Origin of the sequence: Pantoea sp. Fr+CA_20 (assembly GCF_024520835.1) — a bacterium.
GTDB lineage: Bacteria > Pseudomonadota > Gammaproteobacteria > Enterobacterales > Enterobacteriaceae > Pantoea > Pantoea allii.
Window position 1 is genome coordinate 16,067 of the sequence record NZ_JALNPN010000028.1, and the last position, 16,170, is coordinate 32,236.

General features: G+C 53.8%; 12 protein-coding genes. 11 read left to right on the plus strand and 1 reads right to left on the minus strand.

Annotation, left to right across the window (positions count from 1 at the left end; all coding sequences use genetic code 11):
- Positions 1-79 precede the first annotated feature (79 nt).
- The 7 genes from mreB to tldD all read left to right on the plus strand — a co-directional run bounded on the left by mreB (position 80) and on the right by tldD (position 10,313).
- Positions 80-1,123: a rod shape-determining protein MreB gene (gene mreB / locus NR177_RS21915; RefSeq protein WP_003855260.1), complete on the plus strand. Its 1,044-nt coding sequence runs from the start codon at positions 80-82 to the stop codon at positions 1,121-1,123.
- Positions 1,124-1,270: 147 nt separating this feature from the next.
- Positions 1,271-2,293 carry a rod shape-determining protein MreC gene (gene mreC, locus NR177_RS21920; RefSeq protein ID WP_063877434.1) on the plus strand — a complete coding sequence of 341 codons (1,023 nt, stop codon included), beginning with the start codon at positions 1,271-1,273 and terminating at the stop codon, positions 2,291-2,293.
- On the plus strand, positions 2,290-2,778 hold the full coding sequence (gene mreD / locus NR177_RS21925; protein WP_006120976.1) for a rod shape-determining protein MreD: 489 nt from the start codon (positions 2,290-2,292) through the stop codon (positions 2,776-2,778). The genes mreC and mreD overlap by 4 nt, the downstream gene beginning before the upstream one ends.
- A gap of 8 nt (positions 2,779-2,786) precedes the next feature.
- The gene (locus NR177_RS21930) at positions 2,787-3,368 is read left to right on the plus strand and encodes a nucleoside triphosphate pyrophosphatase (protein WP_218996228.1); all 582 of its coding nucleotides are present in this window, start codon (positions 2,787-2,789) and stop codon (positions 3,366-3,368) included.
- Position 3,369: 1 nt separating this feature from the next.
- Positions 3,370-4,839, plus strand: coding sequence for a ribonuclease G (gene rng, locus NR177_RS21935; RefSeq protein WP_063877432.1), 1,470 nt, complete (start codon positions 3,370-3,372; stop codon positions 4,837-4,839).
- A 132-nt stretch (positions 4,840-4,971) separates the two neighbouring features.
- Positions 4,972-8,802 (plus strand): AsmA2 domain-containing protein YhdP, encoded by a 3,831-nt coding sequence (yhdP, locus tag NR177_RS21940; RefSeq protein WP_256853622.1) that lies wholly within the window; start codon positions 4,972-4,974, stop codon positions 8,800-8,802.
- A 65-nt stretch (positions 8,803-8,867) separates the two neighbouring features.
- Positions 8,868-10,313 (plus strand): metalloprotease TldD, encoded by a 1,446-nt coding sequence (gene tldD / locus NR177_RS21945; RefSeq protein ID WP_096011260.1) that lies wholly within the window; start codon positions 8,868-8,870, stop codon positions 10,311-10,313.
- 32 nt (positions 10,314-10,345) lie between these two features.
- Here the strand turns inward: tldD and aaeR are convergent, their stop codons facing one another.
- Positions 10,346-11,263 (minus strand): HTH-type transcriptional activator AaeR, encoded by a 918-nt coding sequence (aaeR, locus tag NR177_RS21950; RefSeq protein ID WP_063877429.1) that lies wholly within the window; start codon positions 11,261-11,263, stop codon positions 10,346-10,348.
- 230 nt (positions 11,264-11,493) lie between these two features.
- Here aaeR and aaeX point away from each other — a divergent pair, with 230 nt between their 5' ends.
- The 4 genes from aaeX (at position 11,494) to NR177_RS21970 (ending at position 16,166) form a co-directional block, all read left to right on the plus strand.
- Entirely contained in the window at positions 11,494-11,697 is a 204-nt protein-coding gene (gene aaeX, locus NR177_RS21955; protein ID WP_006120970.1) for a p-hydroxybenzoic acid efflux pump operon protein AaeX, read from the plus strand.
- A 7-nt stretch (positions 11,698-11,704) separates the two neighbouring features.
- A complete protein-coding gene (gene aaeA, locus NR177_RS21960) occupies positions 11,705-12,637 on the plus strand; it encodes a p-hydroxybenzoic acid efflux pump subunit AaeA (protein ID WP_145394823.1) in 933 nt (310 codons plus the stop codon).
- A 9-nt stretch (positions 12,638-12,646) separates the two neighbouring features.
- Complete coding sequence (aaeB, locus tag NR177_RS21965) at positions 12,647-14,599, plus strand: p-hydroxybenzoic acid efflux pump subunit AaeB (protein WP_256853623.1); 1,953 nt, start codon at positions 12,647-12,649, stop codon at positions 14,597-14,599.
- Positions 14,600-14,711: 112 nt separating this feature from the next.
- Positions 14,712-16,166: an NAD-dependent succinate-semialdehyde dehydrogenase gene (locus NR177_RS21970; protein WP_063877427.1), complete on the plus strand. Its 1,455-nt coding sequence runs from the start codon at positions 14,712-14,714 to the stop codon at positions 16,164-16,166.
- The last annotated feature ends 4 nt before the right edge of the window (positions 16,167-16,170 follow it).

Sequence of the window (16,170 nt, forward strand, 5' to 3'; positions counted from 1 at the left end):
GCCTTGTGGCAGCTTCGTGTGGTTGGTAAAGTAAGCGGATTTTATTTTCCGCCTCCAGCTTGCAGGATTATCCTTTAGTATGTTTAAAAAATTTCGTGGCATGTTTTCAAATGACTTGTCCATTGACCTGGGTACCGCGAACACCCTGATTTATGTAAAAGGACAAGGCATCGTGCTGAACGAGCCTTCCGTGGTTGCTATCCGCCAGGATCGTGCAGGTTCACCGAAAAGCGTGGCGGCTGTGGGTCATGACGCCAAACAGATGCTTGGCCGTACGCCAGGCAATATCGCAGCTATTCGTCCAATGAAAGACGGCGTTATTGCCGATTTCTTTGTGACGGAAAAAATGTTGCAGCACTTCATCAAACAGGTTCACAGCAACAGCTTCATGCGCCCAAGTCCGCGCGTGCTGGTCTGCGTGCCTGTAGGCGCAACCCAGGTTGAACGCCGCGCGATTCGTGAATCGGCCCAAGGCGCGGGCGCACGTGAAGTTTTCCTGATTGAAGAGCCAATGGCGGCCGCGATTGGTGCAGGTTTACCGGTTTCTGAAGCCACCGGCTCAATGGTCGTGGATATCGGTGGTGGTACCACTGAAGTTGCCGTGATTTCCCTGAATGGCGTTGTGTACTCTTCATCCGTTCGTATCGGCGGTGACCGTTTTGACGAAGCCATTATTAATTATGTGCGCCGTAACTACGGTTCATTGATTGGTGAAGCGACAGCAGAACGTATCAAGCATGAAATCGGCTCGGCTTATCCGGGTGATGAAGTGCGTGAAATTGAAGTGCGTGGTCGTAACCTGGCGGAAGGTGTGCCACGCGGCTTTACACTCAACTCCAATGAAATTCTCGAAGCCCTGCAAGAGCCACTGACCGGTATCGTAAGTGCGGTAATGGTTGCGCTGGAACAGTGCCCACCGGAACTGGCGTCTGATATTTCTGAGCGCGGCATGGTCCTGACCGGTGGCGGCGCATTACTGCGTAACCTGGATCGCCTGCTGATGGAAGAAACGGGTATTCCTGTTGTCGTCGCTGAAGATCCACTGACCTGCGTTGCGCGCGGTGGCGGAAAAGCGTTGGAAATGATCGACATGCATGGCGGCGATTTATTCAGCGAAGAATAATTGCCTCAACCGGCTGGAATCGTTGTAACAGTGCGCAGGGAGTAGCGTGTAAACCGGCGCTGCACGCATCGGTATGATGTGACCAGCCCAGGAAAGTGCGGCTCGCCCGTACTTTCTTACCTTGTAGTCGAGGAACACGCAGATTATATGAAGCCGATTTTTAGCAGAGGGCCTTCTCTGCAATTGCGTCTATTTTTGGCGGTGATTGTGGCGATTGCCATTATCATCGCTGATAGTCGCGTGAGTTCATTTACTCAAATACGCAACTATCTGGACACGTCGGTCAGTCCGTTTTACTTCCTGGCCAATGGGCCGCGCCAGCTTCTTGATGGCGTGTCAGACACGCTGGCTTCTCGCCAGCAGCTCGAACTGGAAAATAAAGCGTTACGTCGAGAGCTTTTTCTGAAGAACAGCGACCTGCTTATGCTGGGGCAATACAAGCAGGAGAACGCGCGCCTGCGCGAGCTGCTGGGTTCCCCGCTGCGTCAGGACGAGCACAAGATGGTGACTCAGGTTATCTCCACCGGTACCGATCCCTACACCGATCAAGTGGTTATCGATAAAGGCAGTGCTAACGGTGTTTACGAAGGCCAGCCGGTTATCAGTGATAAAGGTGTCGTGGGTCAGGTCATCGCCGTCGGCCAGTTTACCAGTCGTGTACTGCTGATTTGTGACGCATCACATGCGCTGCCTATCCAGGTACTGCGTAATGATATTCGTGTGATCGCGGCAGGCAACGGGTGTACGGAAGATCTGCAACTGGAGCATTTGCCAGGCAATACCGATATTCGTGTCGGTGACGTACTGGTGACGTCGGGCTTAGGTGGGCGTTTCCCTGAGGGCTATCCGGTAGGAGTGGTTTCATCGGTTAAGGTCGATACGCAACGCGCGTACACGGTCATCCAGGCACATCCAACCGCAGGTCTGCAACGTCTGCGTTACCTGTTGCTACTGTGGGGCGCGGATCACAACGGTGATATGCCGATGGCACCTGACGAAGTCCACCGGGTCGCTAATGAACGCCTGATGCAGATGATGCCGCAGGTTCTGCCTCCCGCGGGTGAAATGGGCCCGCCTGCACCTGCTACCCAGACCACCACGCCTGCTTCTGGCAGTAGCGAAAGCAACCCACAAGGTTCCGCTTCCCGCTCACGCGGAGGCCAGAATTGAGTCGATATCGCAGCCAGGGACGATGGGTTATCTGGCTGTCCTTTCTTATGGCCTTTATTCTGCAAATCATGCCATGGCCGGAACAAATCTATATGTTCCGGCCTTCATGGTTATTGCTGATCCTGGTCTACTGGGTACTGGCGCTTCCGCACCGTGTTAATGTGGGAAGTGGGTTTCTGCTGGGTGCGATTATGGATTTAATCGCGGGTTCCACGCTTGGCGTTCGCGCGTTGGCGCTTAGCATCATCGCCTATCTGGTGGCGTTTAAATTCCAGTTATTCCGTAACTTAGCGTTGTGGCAGCAGGCGTTAATGGTTATGGTGCTGTCATTAGCAATGGATGTGATCGTCTTCTGGGCGGAGTTTCTGGTGATCAACGTCTCATTCCGCCCTGAAATTTTCTGGAGCAGTGTTGTCGACGGGATTCTCTGGCCGTGGCTATTCTTATTAATGAGAAAGATCCGCCGTCAGTTCGCTGTTCAATAAGGAAATTTATGGTAACCCTTTATCTGGCATCCGCGTCTCCCCGTCGACGCGAACTGCTGACTCAACTTGGTCTGAACTTTGAGCGCATCATCACTGACGTTGAAGAACAACGTCAGCCGCATGAATCGGCCGAGGTGTATGTCCGTCGCCTGGCGCATGACAAAGCAAAAGCCGGTACGCTGATTGCCCCGCATGACCTGCCTGTATTGGGCGCGGATACCATCGTCGTGCTCAACGGTGAGGTGCTGGAAAAACCGCGCGATGCCGACCATGCCAGCGCGATGCTCAGTAAACTCTCAGGAAAAACCCATCAGGTCATGACGGCGATTGCTCTGGCTGACCGTCAGCAGGTACTGGACTGTCTGGTGGTCACCGAGGTGACTTTTCGTAACTTAACCCTGAGCGACATTACCGATTACATCGCGACAGGTGAACCTATGGATAAAGCCGGCGCTTACGGTATTCAGGGGAAGGGCGGAAACTTTGTGCGTAAAATCAATGGAAGTTATCACGCGGTGGTCGGATTGCCCTTGGTTGAGACAGCAGAGCTGATCGACCATTTTCAGTCACTGCGTGCCGTAAGGGGTTAACATGACGGCTGAGCTACTGGTTAACGTTACGCCTGCTGAAACGCGAGTCGCCTATATTGATGGCGGAATCCTGCAGGAAATCCATATCGAGCGTGAAGCCCGACGCGGCATTGTCGGCAATATTTACAAAGGACGCGTCAGCCGGGTGCTGCCTGGCATGCAGGCGGCATTTGTGGATATCGGACTGGATAAGGCCGCGTTCCTGCACGCTTCTGACATCATGCCGCACACCGAATGTGTTGCGGGCGATGAAAAGAAAAATTTTGTCGTACGGGATATCGCAGAACTGGTTCGCCAGGGACAGGATCTGGTGGTTCAGGTGGTGAAAGATCCGCTGGGCACCAAAGGCGCGCGACTGACAACGGATATCACATTGCCTTCGCGCTACCTGGTGTTCATGCCTGGGGCAGCGCATGTTGGCGTTTCTCAACGTATCGCCAGTGAAAAAGAGCGAGAGCGGCTGAAAGCCGTGGTAGCCGATTACTGTGACGATTTGGGCGGCTTTATTATCCGCACCGCAGCCGAAGGCATTGGTGAAGAAGAACTGGCACAGGATGCGGCCTTTCTGAAGCGCCTGTGGACCAAAGTCAGCGAACGAAAAAAACGTAATCAAACGCGTTGTCTGCTTTATGGTGAACTGGCGCTGGCACAACGTATTCTGCGTGATTTTGCTGGCGCAGCGCTGGACCGCATTCGTGTCGATTCGCGCCTCACCTGCGATTTGCTCAACGAGTTCACCAGTGAATACATTCCCGAGATGTCCAGCAAGCTTGAGCTTTACAACGGTAAGCAGCCTATCTTCGATCTGTTTGATGTTGAAAATGAGATTCAGCGCTCGCTGGAACGAAAAGTTGAACTCAAATCTGGCGGATACTTAATCATCGATCAAACTGAAGCGATGACGACGATAGACATCAATACGGGGGCATTTGTCGGGCACCGAAACCTTGATGAGACTATCTTTAATACCAATGTGGAAGCCACTCAGGCGATTGCACGTCAGCTAAGGCTCCGTAATCTGGGGGGCATCATTATCATCGACTTTATCGATATGAGTAATGAGGACCACCGCCGTCGCGTGCTGCATTCGCTGGAAACGGCACTGAATAAAGATCGGGTTAAGACCGGTATCAGCGGCTTTTCAGCGTTAGGGCTGGTGGAAATGACCCGCAAGCGCACGCGCGAAAGTATTGAGCACGTGCTGTGTGAGGACTGTCCGGTCTGTAAAGGGCGCGGCACGCTGAAAACAGTTGAAACGGTGTGCTACGAAATCATGCGCGAAATTGTCCGCGTGCATCATGCTTATGACTCGGATCGATTCCTGGTGTACGTTTCGCCAACTGTCGGTGAGGCCTTGAAAACAGATGAGTCCCATGCGCTGGCTGAAGTCGAACTTTTCGTGGGTAAACAGGTGAAGGTGCACGTAGAAGCGCTTTACACTCAGGAACAGTTTGACGTGGTGATGATGTAATACTGGCTGGTCAGGCTCACCATGCCTGACTGCACATTTTGGGGTAAAATGTGAACCCATACCGCTATGTCATAAGACGCCGGGTATGAGCAGCAACCATCCGTCGTTAACGGTAGACAAGGAGAGGTGTGAGTGAGGCAGTTGCCAAGAATTATGTTACTGCTGCTCGCGACAGTCATTGTGATTGTGGCGCTGCTTGTCAGCGCGCTGCGTCTGGCGATGCCGCATCTTGACGCCTATCGTAGTCAGGTTCTTCAGTTCGTCTCCGACACCAGCGGTGTCAAGGTTAACGCCAGCCAACTCCGAGGAAAGTGGGAGAATTTCGGCCCCACGCTACAAATCCGCGACTTAAATGTCGATATGAAGGAGACCGGCTCGCTCTCCATCGCACGTATCACCGTTGCGCTGGATGTCTGGCAGTCACTGCTCCACTGGCGCTGGCAGTTCCGCGATCTGACCTTCTGGCAATTACATCTCGACAGCACTCAGCCTCTGCTGACCAGTGACAGCGACAAGCACAGCTTTAAGCTCACTCAGGTCAACGATCTGTTTTTGCGTCAGTTCGATCACTTTACTCTGCGTGACAGCACCATTCGCTTTATCACCCCATCCGGTCAGCATGCTGAACTGGCGATTCCTAACCTCACCTGGTTGAACGAAAACACCCGACATCGAGCAGAAGGTGAAGTCAGCTTGTCGAGCTTTACTGGACAACACGGCGTAGTGCAGGTTCGTCTTGATCTGAAAGACAGTAATGGCTTACTCAACGATGGTCGTATCTGGATGCAGGCCGATGATGTTGATATGCGTCCATGGCTGGGCCGCTGGGTGCGGGATAACACCCGGCTTGACAGTGCCCGGTTCAGCCTGGCGGCCTGGGTTAATCTGCGTGATGGCGACGTCTATGCCGGCGATCTGCTGTTAAGTAAGGGCGGCGCAAGCTGGCAGGGCGAGAGCGGTCCCCACACGCTGAACGTTGATAACCTCACTGCCCATCTGTCGCGTTACAAAAATGGCTGGGTGGTCAATGTGCCGCAAACCAGGCTCAGCACAGACGGTAATGCCTGGCCTGCCGGTCATTTCTCACTCCTCTGGCAACCTCAGGACACGCAGATGCTGGGCAGCAACAGCGAGCCTGAGATTCGTGTACGTGCGACACAGCTGGCGCTGGACCACATCGCACCGTTGGTGCCGCTGTTTGCGCCCTTATCACCGGCATTGTTTGATAACTGGCGCGCATTACGACCGCGCGGCACCATTGACGGGCTGGCGCTGGATATTCCTGTCGATCAGCCTGAGCAGACGCGCTTTCAGGTTAAGTGGCGCGATTTCAGCTGGCAGTTCTGGAAACTGGTTCCCGGCATCAGCCATTTAAATGGCGAAGCGACAGGCAGCCTGAATAATGGGCAGGCCACGATTGCGATGGGCCAGGCCACGGTGCCCTATGGTGATATGTTCCAGGCACCGCTGGAGATCAAGCAGGTGACCGGCAGTATGAGTTGGTTGCGTGACCCGCACGGCCTGACCCTGGCAGGTCATAATCTTGATATCCAGGCGCGTTCACTTTGGGCACATGGCGACTTCCGTTATCAGCAGAACACCGATACGCAGCCTCAACTTGATATCCTGGCCGGTATTAACGTCAGCGATGCGGGCGATGCCTGGCGCTATTTCCCCACACCGCTGATGGGGCATTCGCTCACGCGCTACCTGAGCGGTGCGGTTAAAGGCGGCAAGGTAGAGAATGCCACGCTGCTGTTCAACGGCAACCCGGCGCTTTTTCCTTTTCAGCATAACGACGGCATGTTTCAGGTCTGGGTGCCTTTACGCCACGCAACCTATGGTTTCCAGCCCGGCTGGCCGGATATCAGCAACCTCGATATCGATCTTAACTTCCTGAATGATGGCCTGTGGATGCATGCGCCCCTGGCTAAACTGGGTGAAGTGGAGGCGCGTAATGTCAGCGCCACCATTCCTGATTACATGAAGGAAAAGCTGATTATCAACGGCGATATCAGCGGTGATGGTCAGCAAATTGGCGACTACTTCCAGCACACGCCACTCAAGTCCTCTCTGGGGGCGGCCCTTGAACAGTTACAGATTAAAGGTCTGACCAAAGGCCACCTTAAGCTTGATATTCCTCTGAATGGCAAAGACGTTCACGCCAGTGGTGATGTGGTGATGAATAACAATAGCCTGCATATCAAGCCGCTGAATACCACCATGACCCATCTGACCGGGCAGTTCCGTTATAACAACGGCAATCTTGAAAGCGATCAGATGCAGGCGGACTGGTTTGGTCAGCCCCTTAATGTCAGCTTTAGCACAAAAGAAAATCCTGATGATTTTGGCATTAACGTTAAGTTACTGGCTGACTGGCAACTGGCAAAAATCACCGGTATTCCGCCCCAGGTGGGCAGCCAACTGGCTGGGCATCTTCCCTGGCAGGGCGAGGTTAACGTCGCCTTACCGCATAAGGGCGGTGCGCATTACGACATCGCGCTGAAAGGTGACGGGAAGGAAGTAAGTAGTCGCTTACCTTCGCCACTGGATAAAAAAGCGGGCGAAAGCCTGCCTGTGGCCATCAACGCTAAAGGCGATTTAACGCACTTTGATCTCAGCGGTAGCGTAGATGAACGGCACAAATTTAACAGCCGCTGGCTGCTGGAGCCGGCCCTGCGCGTTGACCGTGGTATCTGGCTCAACGATACAAAGACAATACCGACGCTGCCAGATCATTCAGGCATGGTACTCAACTTACCTGCGCTGGATGGTGAGGCGTGGGCGGCACTGATGACGGCTGGCGAAGGTGGTACGACCCGTTCAACCGGTGAGCATCAGGTGGGCGGTGCAACGCTTCCGGGCAATATTATCCTGCGTAGCCCTTCTGTGAGTCTGGCAGGCCAGCGCTGGCATAACGTTGATACCTCATTAACCCAGGACATGGGTGGAAAAAACCGGATTAACGTCAATGCTGACGAGCTAAGAGGGCAGTTAATCACCTCACCTTCAGCGCCGTGGCAAATAGCCCTGGATTACCTTTATTACAATCCAGACTGGGAGAGCACTGGCGATAAGAAAAGTGCGTCCGCCTCACCTCTGGGGCAAAAAAGCGATCAGATCGACTTTAGCCAGTGGCCTGCTTTACAACTGCAATGCGCTGAATGCTGGCTGATGGGGCAGAAGTATGGACGGGTCACGGCCCGGCTTCAGCCTAAAGGAAGTACGTTAGCACTTACTAACGGTTTAGTGGATACCGGCAGCTCGCGGCTGAACATTCAGGGCGAATGGGTTAACCGTCCAGGCGACCAGCGCACCTCTTTAAAAGGCACGCTGCAGGGCAGCAACATCAATAACGCGACCAACTGGTTTGGCGTGAATACGCCGCTGCGAGATGCGCCCTTCAAGATTGATTATGACCTGCACTGGCGCTCGGCACCGTGGCAGCCCGCGGCAGAAACGCTGAGCGGCACGCTGAAAACGCACTTTGGTAAAGGACAAATAAGCGATGTGGATACCGGCGCCGCGGGACAGATTCTGCGCCTGCTGAGCTTCGATGCCCTGTTACGCAAACTGCGTTTTGATTTCAGCGATACCTTTAACAAGGGGTTCTATTTCGACTCCATCAACGGTACCGCCTGGATTGAAAATGGCGTCGTGAGAACTGACAACCTGTTGGTTGACGGCCTGGAAGCGGATATCGCCATGCAGGGCAATATGGACCTGGTGAAACGCCGCATTGATATGGAAGCGATAGTCACGCCAGAAATTTCTGCGTCAGTGGGCGTGGCGGCTGCTTTTGCCATTAATCCGGTGGTGGGGGCGGCGGTATTTGCCGCCAGCAAGGTGCTGGGACCGCTCTGGAGTAAAATTTCAGTCCTGCGTTATCACATCAGCGGACCGCTGGATAAGCCTGAAATAGATGAAGTAATGCGTAAGCCACGCGAAACCTATAACAAGTGATATTTGACGGCGTAACATAATTGCCGCAGGCTATGATTATCCGAGCACATATTAAGTGAGAAACGATGACTCTGAATCTGGTAAGTGAGCAGTTGCTAACTGCTAACAACATTAATCAGCAGGACCTTTTTTCCCTGTTAGGGCAGCTTTCAGAACGTCGTCTGGACTATGCCGATCTTTACTTCCAGTCCAGCTTCCATGAATCCTGGGTTCTGGAAGATAAAATCATTAAAGACGGGTCCTATCATATCGATCAGGGCGTGGGCGTGCGTGCCGTCAGCGGTGAGAAAACGGGTTTTGCGTATGCCGACCAAATCACGCTGAATGCCTTACGCTTATCCTCCGAAGCGGCACGAAGCATCGTGCGTGAACAGGGCAACGGCAAGGCCCAGACGCTGTCTGCCGTGGTTAACCGTTCTCTTTATGCGCCAGTCGATCCGCTCGGCAGCCTGAGTCGTGAGGACAAAATTGCGTTGCTACATCGTGTTGACCAGGTTGCACGTGCTGCCGATCCCCGCGTTCAGGAAGTGAATGCCAGCCTGACCGGCGTATATGAGCAGGTGCTGGTAGCCGCAACCGACGGTACTTTAGCTGCCGATGTGCGTCCGCTGGTTCGTCTGTCCATCAGTGTCCAGGTTGAAGACCAGGGCAAGCGTGAGCGCGGTTCAAGCGGCGGCGGCGCGCGTACCGGCTATGCATTTTTCCTGGCCGATGAGAATGGCGACGTGCGGGCCGATGCCTGGGCACGTGAGGCCGTACGCATGGCGCTGGTCAATCTGTCTGCTGTGGCTGCGCCGGCAGGCGCCTTGCCGGTTGTGCTGGGCGCAGGCTGGCCGGGCGTACTGTTGCACGAAGCCGTAGGTCACGGTCTGGAAGGTGACTTTAATCGCCGTGGCACGTCAGTGTTTAGCGGCAAGATGGGCCAACTGGTTGCCTCGGATCTGTGTACCGTGGTTGATGACGGGACCATTGAGGGATTACGTGGGTCGCTGGCTATCGACGATGAAGGCGTTCCTGGACAGTACAATGTGCTGATCGAAAATGGCGTATTGAAAGGCTATATGCAGGATAAGCTGAATGCACGACTGATGGGGGTAAATCCTACCGGTAACGGTCGTCGCGAATCCTATGCGCACCTGCCGATGCCGCGCATGACGAACACCTATATGCTGGCCGGTAAATCCACGCCACAGGATATTATCGAAAGCGTGGAGTACGGTTTGTATGCGCCTAACTTTGGCGGCGGTCAGGTCGATATCACCTCTGGTAAGTTTGTGTTCTCTACGTCAGAAGCTTATCTGATTGAGAAAGGCAAAGTGACTAAACCAGTGAAAGGGGCGACCTTGATCGGCTCCGGTATCGAAGCGATGCAGCAAATCTCTATGGTCGGTAACGATCTGGCGCTGGATAAAGGCGTTGGCGTGTGTGGTAAAGAGGGACAGAGCCTGCCGGTTGGCGTGGGCCAGCCTACGCTGAAGCTGGATAAGCTCACTATCGGTGGCACCGCCTGACAGAGACAGAAAACCCGCCAGCTGGCGGGTTTTTAGCTTTTACGGTGCTGTTTGTACTGCTCGGCAACCTGCTCAAAATAGTGGGTCAAATAGTCGATACAGACCTGTACTTTCAGCGGCAGTTTGTCTTTTTCGGTATAGAGCGCATAAACCGGCCGCGGATCGGATTGGTACTGCGGGAACAAAATATCAATCTCGCCTTTCTTGATTTCATCCGCCACCCACATCATCGGTACATAGGCGATGCCATTGCCGGCCTTAAGCCAGCGGATCAGCGTCTGAGAATCATTGGTAACGAAACGTCCCTGTGGCGACAGACGGGTGACGATGCCTTCGGGGGCAATCAGCTCAAAATTGTTATCAGGTCTGACGCTGTATTCCAGCCAGGCAAATTTCGCGATATCGCCAGGTTTTTCCGGCGTCCCGTGCTGCGTCAGATAGTGTTTAGCGGCACAGACCACCATCGGCATCGCCCCAAGTCGGCGCGAGAACAGGCTGGAATCCTTTAATGCTCCCACCCGGATCACCACGTCCAGCCCGTCCGCAATCAAATCTGGCGCGGGAATGCCGGTCACCAGGTTGACACTCAATCCGGGATAATCACGCAGCATATCGCTGGTCATACCGGCCAGCACGTTCTGCGCCATGGTGGAAGAGCTGCCAATACGTAATATACCGATCGGCGTGTTATTAAAGGCATACAGCTGTTCATGAACCTGGTTAGCCTCTGCCAGCATGCGGCGGCAGCCCTGATAATAGATTTTACCGGCCTCAGTAAGTCCTATGCTGCGTGTACTGCGGTTAAGTAACTTAACCTGGAGCGCATCCTCGAGTTTGGCGACGATCTGGCTGATCGATGACACGCTAAGATGAAGCTGCCGTGCGGCCGCGGTGAAAGAACCCAGTTCTACCACCTTCGCGAATATCGACATACCTTTAAGTCGTTCCATTGTTTACTCTGGCTAAAAAGTGATTTAGATCACATTCAGTAGAAAACGTATAGTTAAGCGCGTTACTATAAGCCTACCGGGGTATGACCTGGCGACGCTTCATTACCTGAAAACACCCGATGATACGCTATTATTAAGCCAGCCGTAGTTCAGATGTGGCTTATGGCGCACTGGCGTTTGCGTCCTTCAGGCGGTGAATTATCCCGGCCGTATCGAACTAAGGATTTTTAATGAGTGTACTTCCGGTATTTGTCATGTTTGGGCTCTCTTTTCCGCCCATCTTCATCGAACTCATTGTTTCACTCATGCTGTTCTGGTTGGTGAAACGCGTGCTGACGCCCAGCGGTATCTACGATCTTGTCTGGCACCCGGCACTCTTCAATACAGCCCTTTACTGCTGTGTATTTTATCTGGTATCCCGTTTATTTGTTTGAGGTTTACGTGAACACGCTTATAAGAAAAATCGCGCGTTACGCCATCACCCTTTTGCTGGTCATCATCGCTGTCATTATCATATTCCGTGCCTGGGTGTTCTACACCGAATCGCCCTGGACGCGCGATGCACGATTTGCGGCCGATGTCGTTGCGATTTCACCTGATGTCACCGGGTTGATTACCGAAGTCCCCGTTCGCGATAACCAACTGGTAAAAAAAGGCGACACGCTGTTTGTGGTCGATCGCCCACGCTATCAAAAAGCCTTAGATGAAGCACAGGCCGACGTGGAATATTACCAGGCGCTGGTTAATGAAAAACGCCGAGAGGCGGGACGTCGAAACCGACTCGGCACGTCTGCGATGTCACGTGAAGCAATTGAACAATCCAACAACGATTTGCAAACCAGCGAACACCAACTGGCAAAATCTATCGCTACCCGCGATCTGGCGAAGATCGACCTGGAGCGCACCACCATCAAGGCCCCGGCAGATGGATGGGTAACTAACCTGAATGTCTACCAGGGCGAATTTATTACGCGTGGCTCAGTTGCCGTCGCGCTGGTACAGCAGCGCTCATTTTACGTGCTGGCCTATCTGGAAGAGACCAAACTGCACGGCGTACAACCCGGCTTCCGGGCAGAAATTACCCCGCTGGGCAGCAACGTGACGTTGCGCGGTACGGTTGACAGCATCGCGGCAGGCGTGACCAACAGCAGTAGCAGCGTTGACAGTAAAGGAATGGCAACGGTGCAGTCGAATCTGGAGTGGGTGCGCCTGGCGCAGCGCGTGCCGGTACGCATCCGTCTCGATCAGGAGCCGGGCAATCTTTATCCCGCCGGGACGACGGCCACCGTGGTCATCACCGGTGCAAATGATCGTCAGCATACTGAGACCTCGCCCATCATGTCCTTCCTTAACCGTCTGCGTGAGTTTGGTTAAGAGGGCGATATGATTGAGTTCCTGCGTTTCCCGATAAAGCTGACCTTTGCGCTGGTTGCCGCGCTGATGATCGGCTTTCATCTTAACCTTGAAACCCCCCGCTGGGCGGTCATGACTGCGGGGATTGTGGCGGGCGGAACGGCGTTTGCGGCAGGCGGCGATCCCTATTCGGGTGCATTACGCTATCGCGGTATTCTTCGTATCATCGGGACGTTTATCGGTTGTATCGCCGCGCTGGTCATCATGATTGCGACCGTACGCGCGCCGGTCGTTATGCTGCTGCTATGTTGTATCTGGGCGGGTTTGTGCGTATGGCTGTCTTCACTGATTAAGGTAGAGAATTCCTATGCGCTCGGGCTGGCAGGCTACACCGCATTAATCATTGTCGTCACGGCAAATGCCAATAGTGGACTGACGCTGGTTCCGCAATATGCCGTGGAACGCTGTAGCGAAATCATATTGGGGATTCTGTGCGCCATTCTGGCCGATATGATTTTCTCGCCACGTTCGATTAAGAAAGTGATTGATGCCGAAGTCGAGTCTCTGCTGGTGGCGCATTACAGGTTGCTACAACTGTGTGTCGCGCATGAGGACAAAGAAGAAGTCGATAAAGCCTGGGGTGCGTTGGTGCGGCGTACCACGGCGCTCAGTAGCATGCGCAGTCAGTTAATGATGGAGTCTTCGCGCTGGCAGAATACCAGCCGCCGGCTGCAAATGCTGAATACTCTCTCACTGACGCTGATTACTCAGGCCGCTGAAACGTTCTTAATCCAAAACTCACGGCCTGACTACATTCCTACCCAGTATCGCGTGCTGACCGGAAAAGAAGCCGCCACGGCAGAAGCTGTACACAAGCGTATGAAAACGCTGCGACGGTTAATCGCCGCCGGCAGTAAAACGGCACCGGAGACGCTGGAAAGCTGGGTTGAGGCCGCAACGGAATATCAGCTGCTGATTAACGGCATCAAAAGCAATGGCCGTATTACCGACCTGGAAGAGCGTATTCTTCAGCGCGAGGTGGTGATCCAGGCGCGTTCTGCGGAAACCCATCATGCGATGATTAACGGTATTCGCACCTTCGTGGCCACCGCCCTCGGTTCGTTGTTCTGGCTGTATACTGGCTGGACCTCAGGAAGCGGCTGCATGGTCATGCTGGGTGTGATTACGGCACTGGCGATGCGGATGCCCAATCCGCTGATGATGGCCAAAGACTTTGTTTACGGTATGACGGTGGCTGTGCCGCTGGGGGCGCTCTATTTTATGTATATTTTGCCCAATACCCAACAAAGCGCCACGCTGCTGTGCATTGCCATTGGCCTGTTAGGGTTTATTTCAGGCATGTTAATTCAGCGCCGACAGATCGGAACACTCGGTGCCATGGTCGGCACAATTAACGTCCTGGTGCTGGATAATCCGATGCAGTTCAACTTCACCGTGTTCATCGACAGTGCACTGGGACAGTGGATAGGCAGTTTTGTTGCGTTGATGGTCATCCTGTTAATTCGGGATAAATCCAAAGCGCGCACGGGACGTAAACTGCTTAACCGCTTCATGTATGCGGCGGTTTCGGCGATGACGACAAACCAGGCTCGCCGCCGTGAAAATCATCTTCCGGCGCTCTATCAGCAGCTCTTTTTGCTGCTTAACCTGTTCCCTGGGGATATTGATAAATATCGCATTGCGCTGACCTTAATTATTGGTCATCAACGCCTGCGCGCTGCAGATGTGCCGATTAACGCCGATTTATCCGCCTATCACCGCCAGTTACGGCACACTGCCGATCGGGTTATCTCGGTGCGCAGTGATGAAAAGCGACGTTATTATTTTGAACGGTTACTCAAAGAGTTGGATGTCTATCAGCATAAGCTGGCGCACTATGACGCGCCGGACAGCGTGACCGAGCCGGTGAAGCGGCTGGCTGAGATGCTGACAAAATATCAAAACACGCTCGTCCAAATCTGAATTATGGCTGCCACAGGTGCTGGCGGCCATGATGCTGCTCCCTGTTACCTGACCTGTCATTTTTGCCATCTATACTTTCCTGACAGAAGACAAAACTGACAGGAGCAACCCAATGCATTCTCCACTGCAAGACAGCGAACTGTTCCAGACGGGCTATCTGGTAAACGGTCAGTGGCTGCAAACGGCGTCCACCTTTGACGTGACCAATCCTGCCACCGGTGAGCGCGTGGCTCAGGTAGCCAAAGCGGGTAAAACCGAAACGGAAGCAGCGATTAAGGCGGCACAAGAGGCCTTTCCAGCATGGCGTGCACAGACCGCGAAGGCGCGTTCAGAACTGCTTTACCGCTGGTACAGGTTGATCATTGAAAATAAACGCTGGCTGGCTGAGCTGATGACAACGGAGCAAGGTAAGCCGCTCAAGGAAGCAGAGGGCGAAGTGGAATACGCCGCGAGCTTTATTCAGTGGTTTGCCGAGCAGGCTAAACGCGCCAATGGTGAAATCATCCCGCCCGCCAAAGCGGGGTCGCGTATTCTGGCAACCCGTGAGCCGGTCGGCGTAGTCGCCGCTATCACGCCATGGAATTTCCCGATGGCGATGCTGACACGTAAGTTAGGCCCCGCGCTGGCAGCAGGATGCACAGGCATTATTAAACCTGCGAATAACACGCCGCTTTCCGCATTTGCCTTACTGGCGCTGGCAAAAAAAGCCGGTATCCCTGATGGCGTGCTTAATGGGGTGGCTGGCGACACACATGCCATTAGCGATGCCATTATGGCCAGCAAGGCCGTCCGTAAAATTTCCTTTACCGGTTCAACGGCGGTAGGGAAAACGCTCATGCGTAACGCTGCAGAGACGATGAAAAAAGTCTCGATGGAGCTGGGCGGCAACGCACCCTATATCGTGTTTGAGGATGCGGATATTGATGCGGCCGTGCAGGGCGCCATTGCTAACAAATTCCGTAATGCCGGTCAGGTTTGCGTCAGCGTTAACCGTTTTTTCATCCACAGTGCGGTCTACGAACGGTTTACCACTCAGCTTGCAGCAGAAGTGGACAAGCTCAAGGTCGGAAACGGGATGGAGGACGGCGTGATTGTCGGTCCGTTGATTGAAACCTCAGCACTGGAAAAAGTTGAAGAGCATGTCAAGGATGCGGTAGCTCAGGGCGGCAAGGTACTGGCTGGCGGTAAGCGACATGCGTTGGGAGGAAACTTCTGGCAACCCACCGTCATCGGCGATGCACATGAAGGGATGAAGCTGGCCCAGGAAGAAACGTTTGGCCCAGTGGCAGCCTGCTTCCGCTTTGATGATGAAGAAGAGGTGATCCGTCGCGCCAACCAGACTGAATATGGCCTGGCGGCCTATTTTTACACGCAAAACCTGCAGCGTGTATTCCGGGTATCTTCGGCGCTGGAGAGCGGAATGATTGGCATTAATGAATGTGCTGTCTCGACAGAGCTGGCACCCTTTGGCGGCGTGAAAGAATCGGGCCTGGGACGTGAAGGATCGGTGCTGGGGATGGATGAGTACCTGGAGGTCAAAGCGCTGCACCTCGGCGGTTTAAGCTAGATGA

Excerpts from the sequence above, each read along its gene's own strand:
- mreB (WP_003855260.1), top strand. The coding sequence starts at position 80 with ATGTTTAAAAAATTTCGTGGCATGTTTTCAAATGACTTGTCCATTGAC.
- mreC (WP_063877434.1), top strand. The coding sequence starts at position 1,271 with ATGAAGCCGATTTTTAGCAGAGGGCCTTCTCTGCAATTGCGTCTATTT.
- NR177_RS21930 (WP_218996228.1), top strand. The coding sequence starts at position 2,787 with ATGGTAACCCTTTATCTGGCATCCGCGTCTCCCCGTCGACGCGAACTG.
- rng (WP_063877432.1), top strand. The coding sequence starts at position 3,370 with ATGACGGCTGAGCTACTGGTTAACGTTACGCCTGCTGAAACGCGAGTC.
- tldD (WP_096011260.1), top strand. The coding sequence starts at position 8,868 with ATGACTCTGAATCTGGTAAGTGAGCAGTTGCTAACTGCTAACAACATT.
- aaeR (WP_063877429.1), bottom strand. The coding sequence starts at position 11,263 with ATGGAACGACTTAAAGGTATGTCGATATTCGCGAAGGTGGTAGAACTG.
- aaeX (WP_006120970.1), top strand. The coding sequence starts at position 11,494 with ATGAGTGTACTTCCGGTATTTGTCATGTTTGGGCTCTCTTTTCCGCCC.
- aaeB (WP_256853623.1), top strand. The coding sequence starts at position 12,647 with ATGATTGAGTTCCTGCGTTTCCCGATAAAGCTGACCTTTGCGCTGGTT.
- NR177_RS21970 (WP_063877427.1), top strand. The coding sequence starts at position 14,712 with ATGCATTCTCCACTGCAAGACAGCGAACTGTTCCAGACGGGCTATCTG.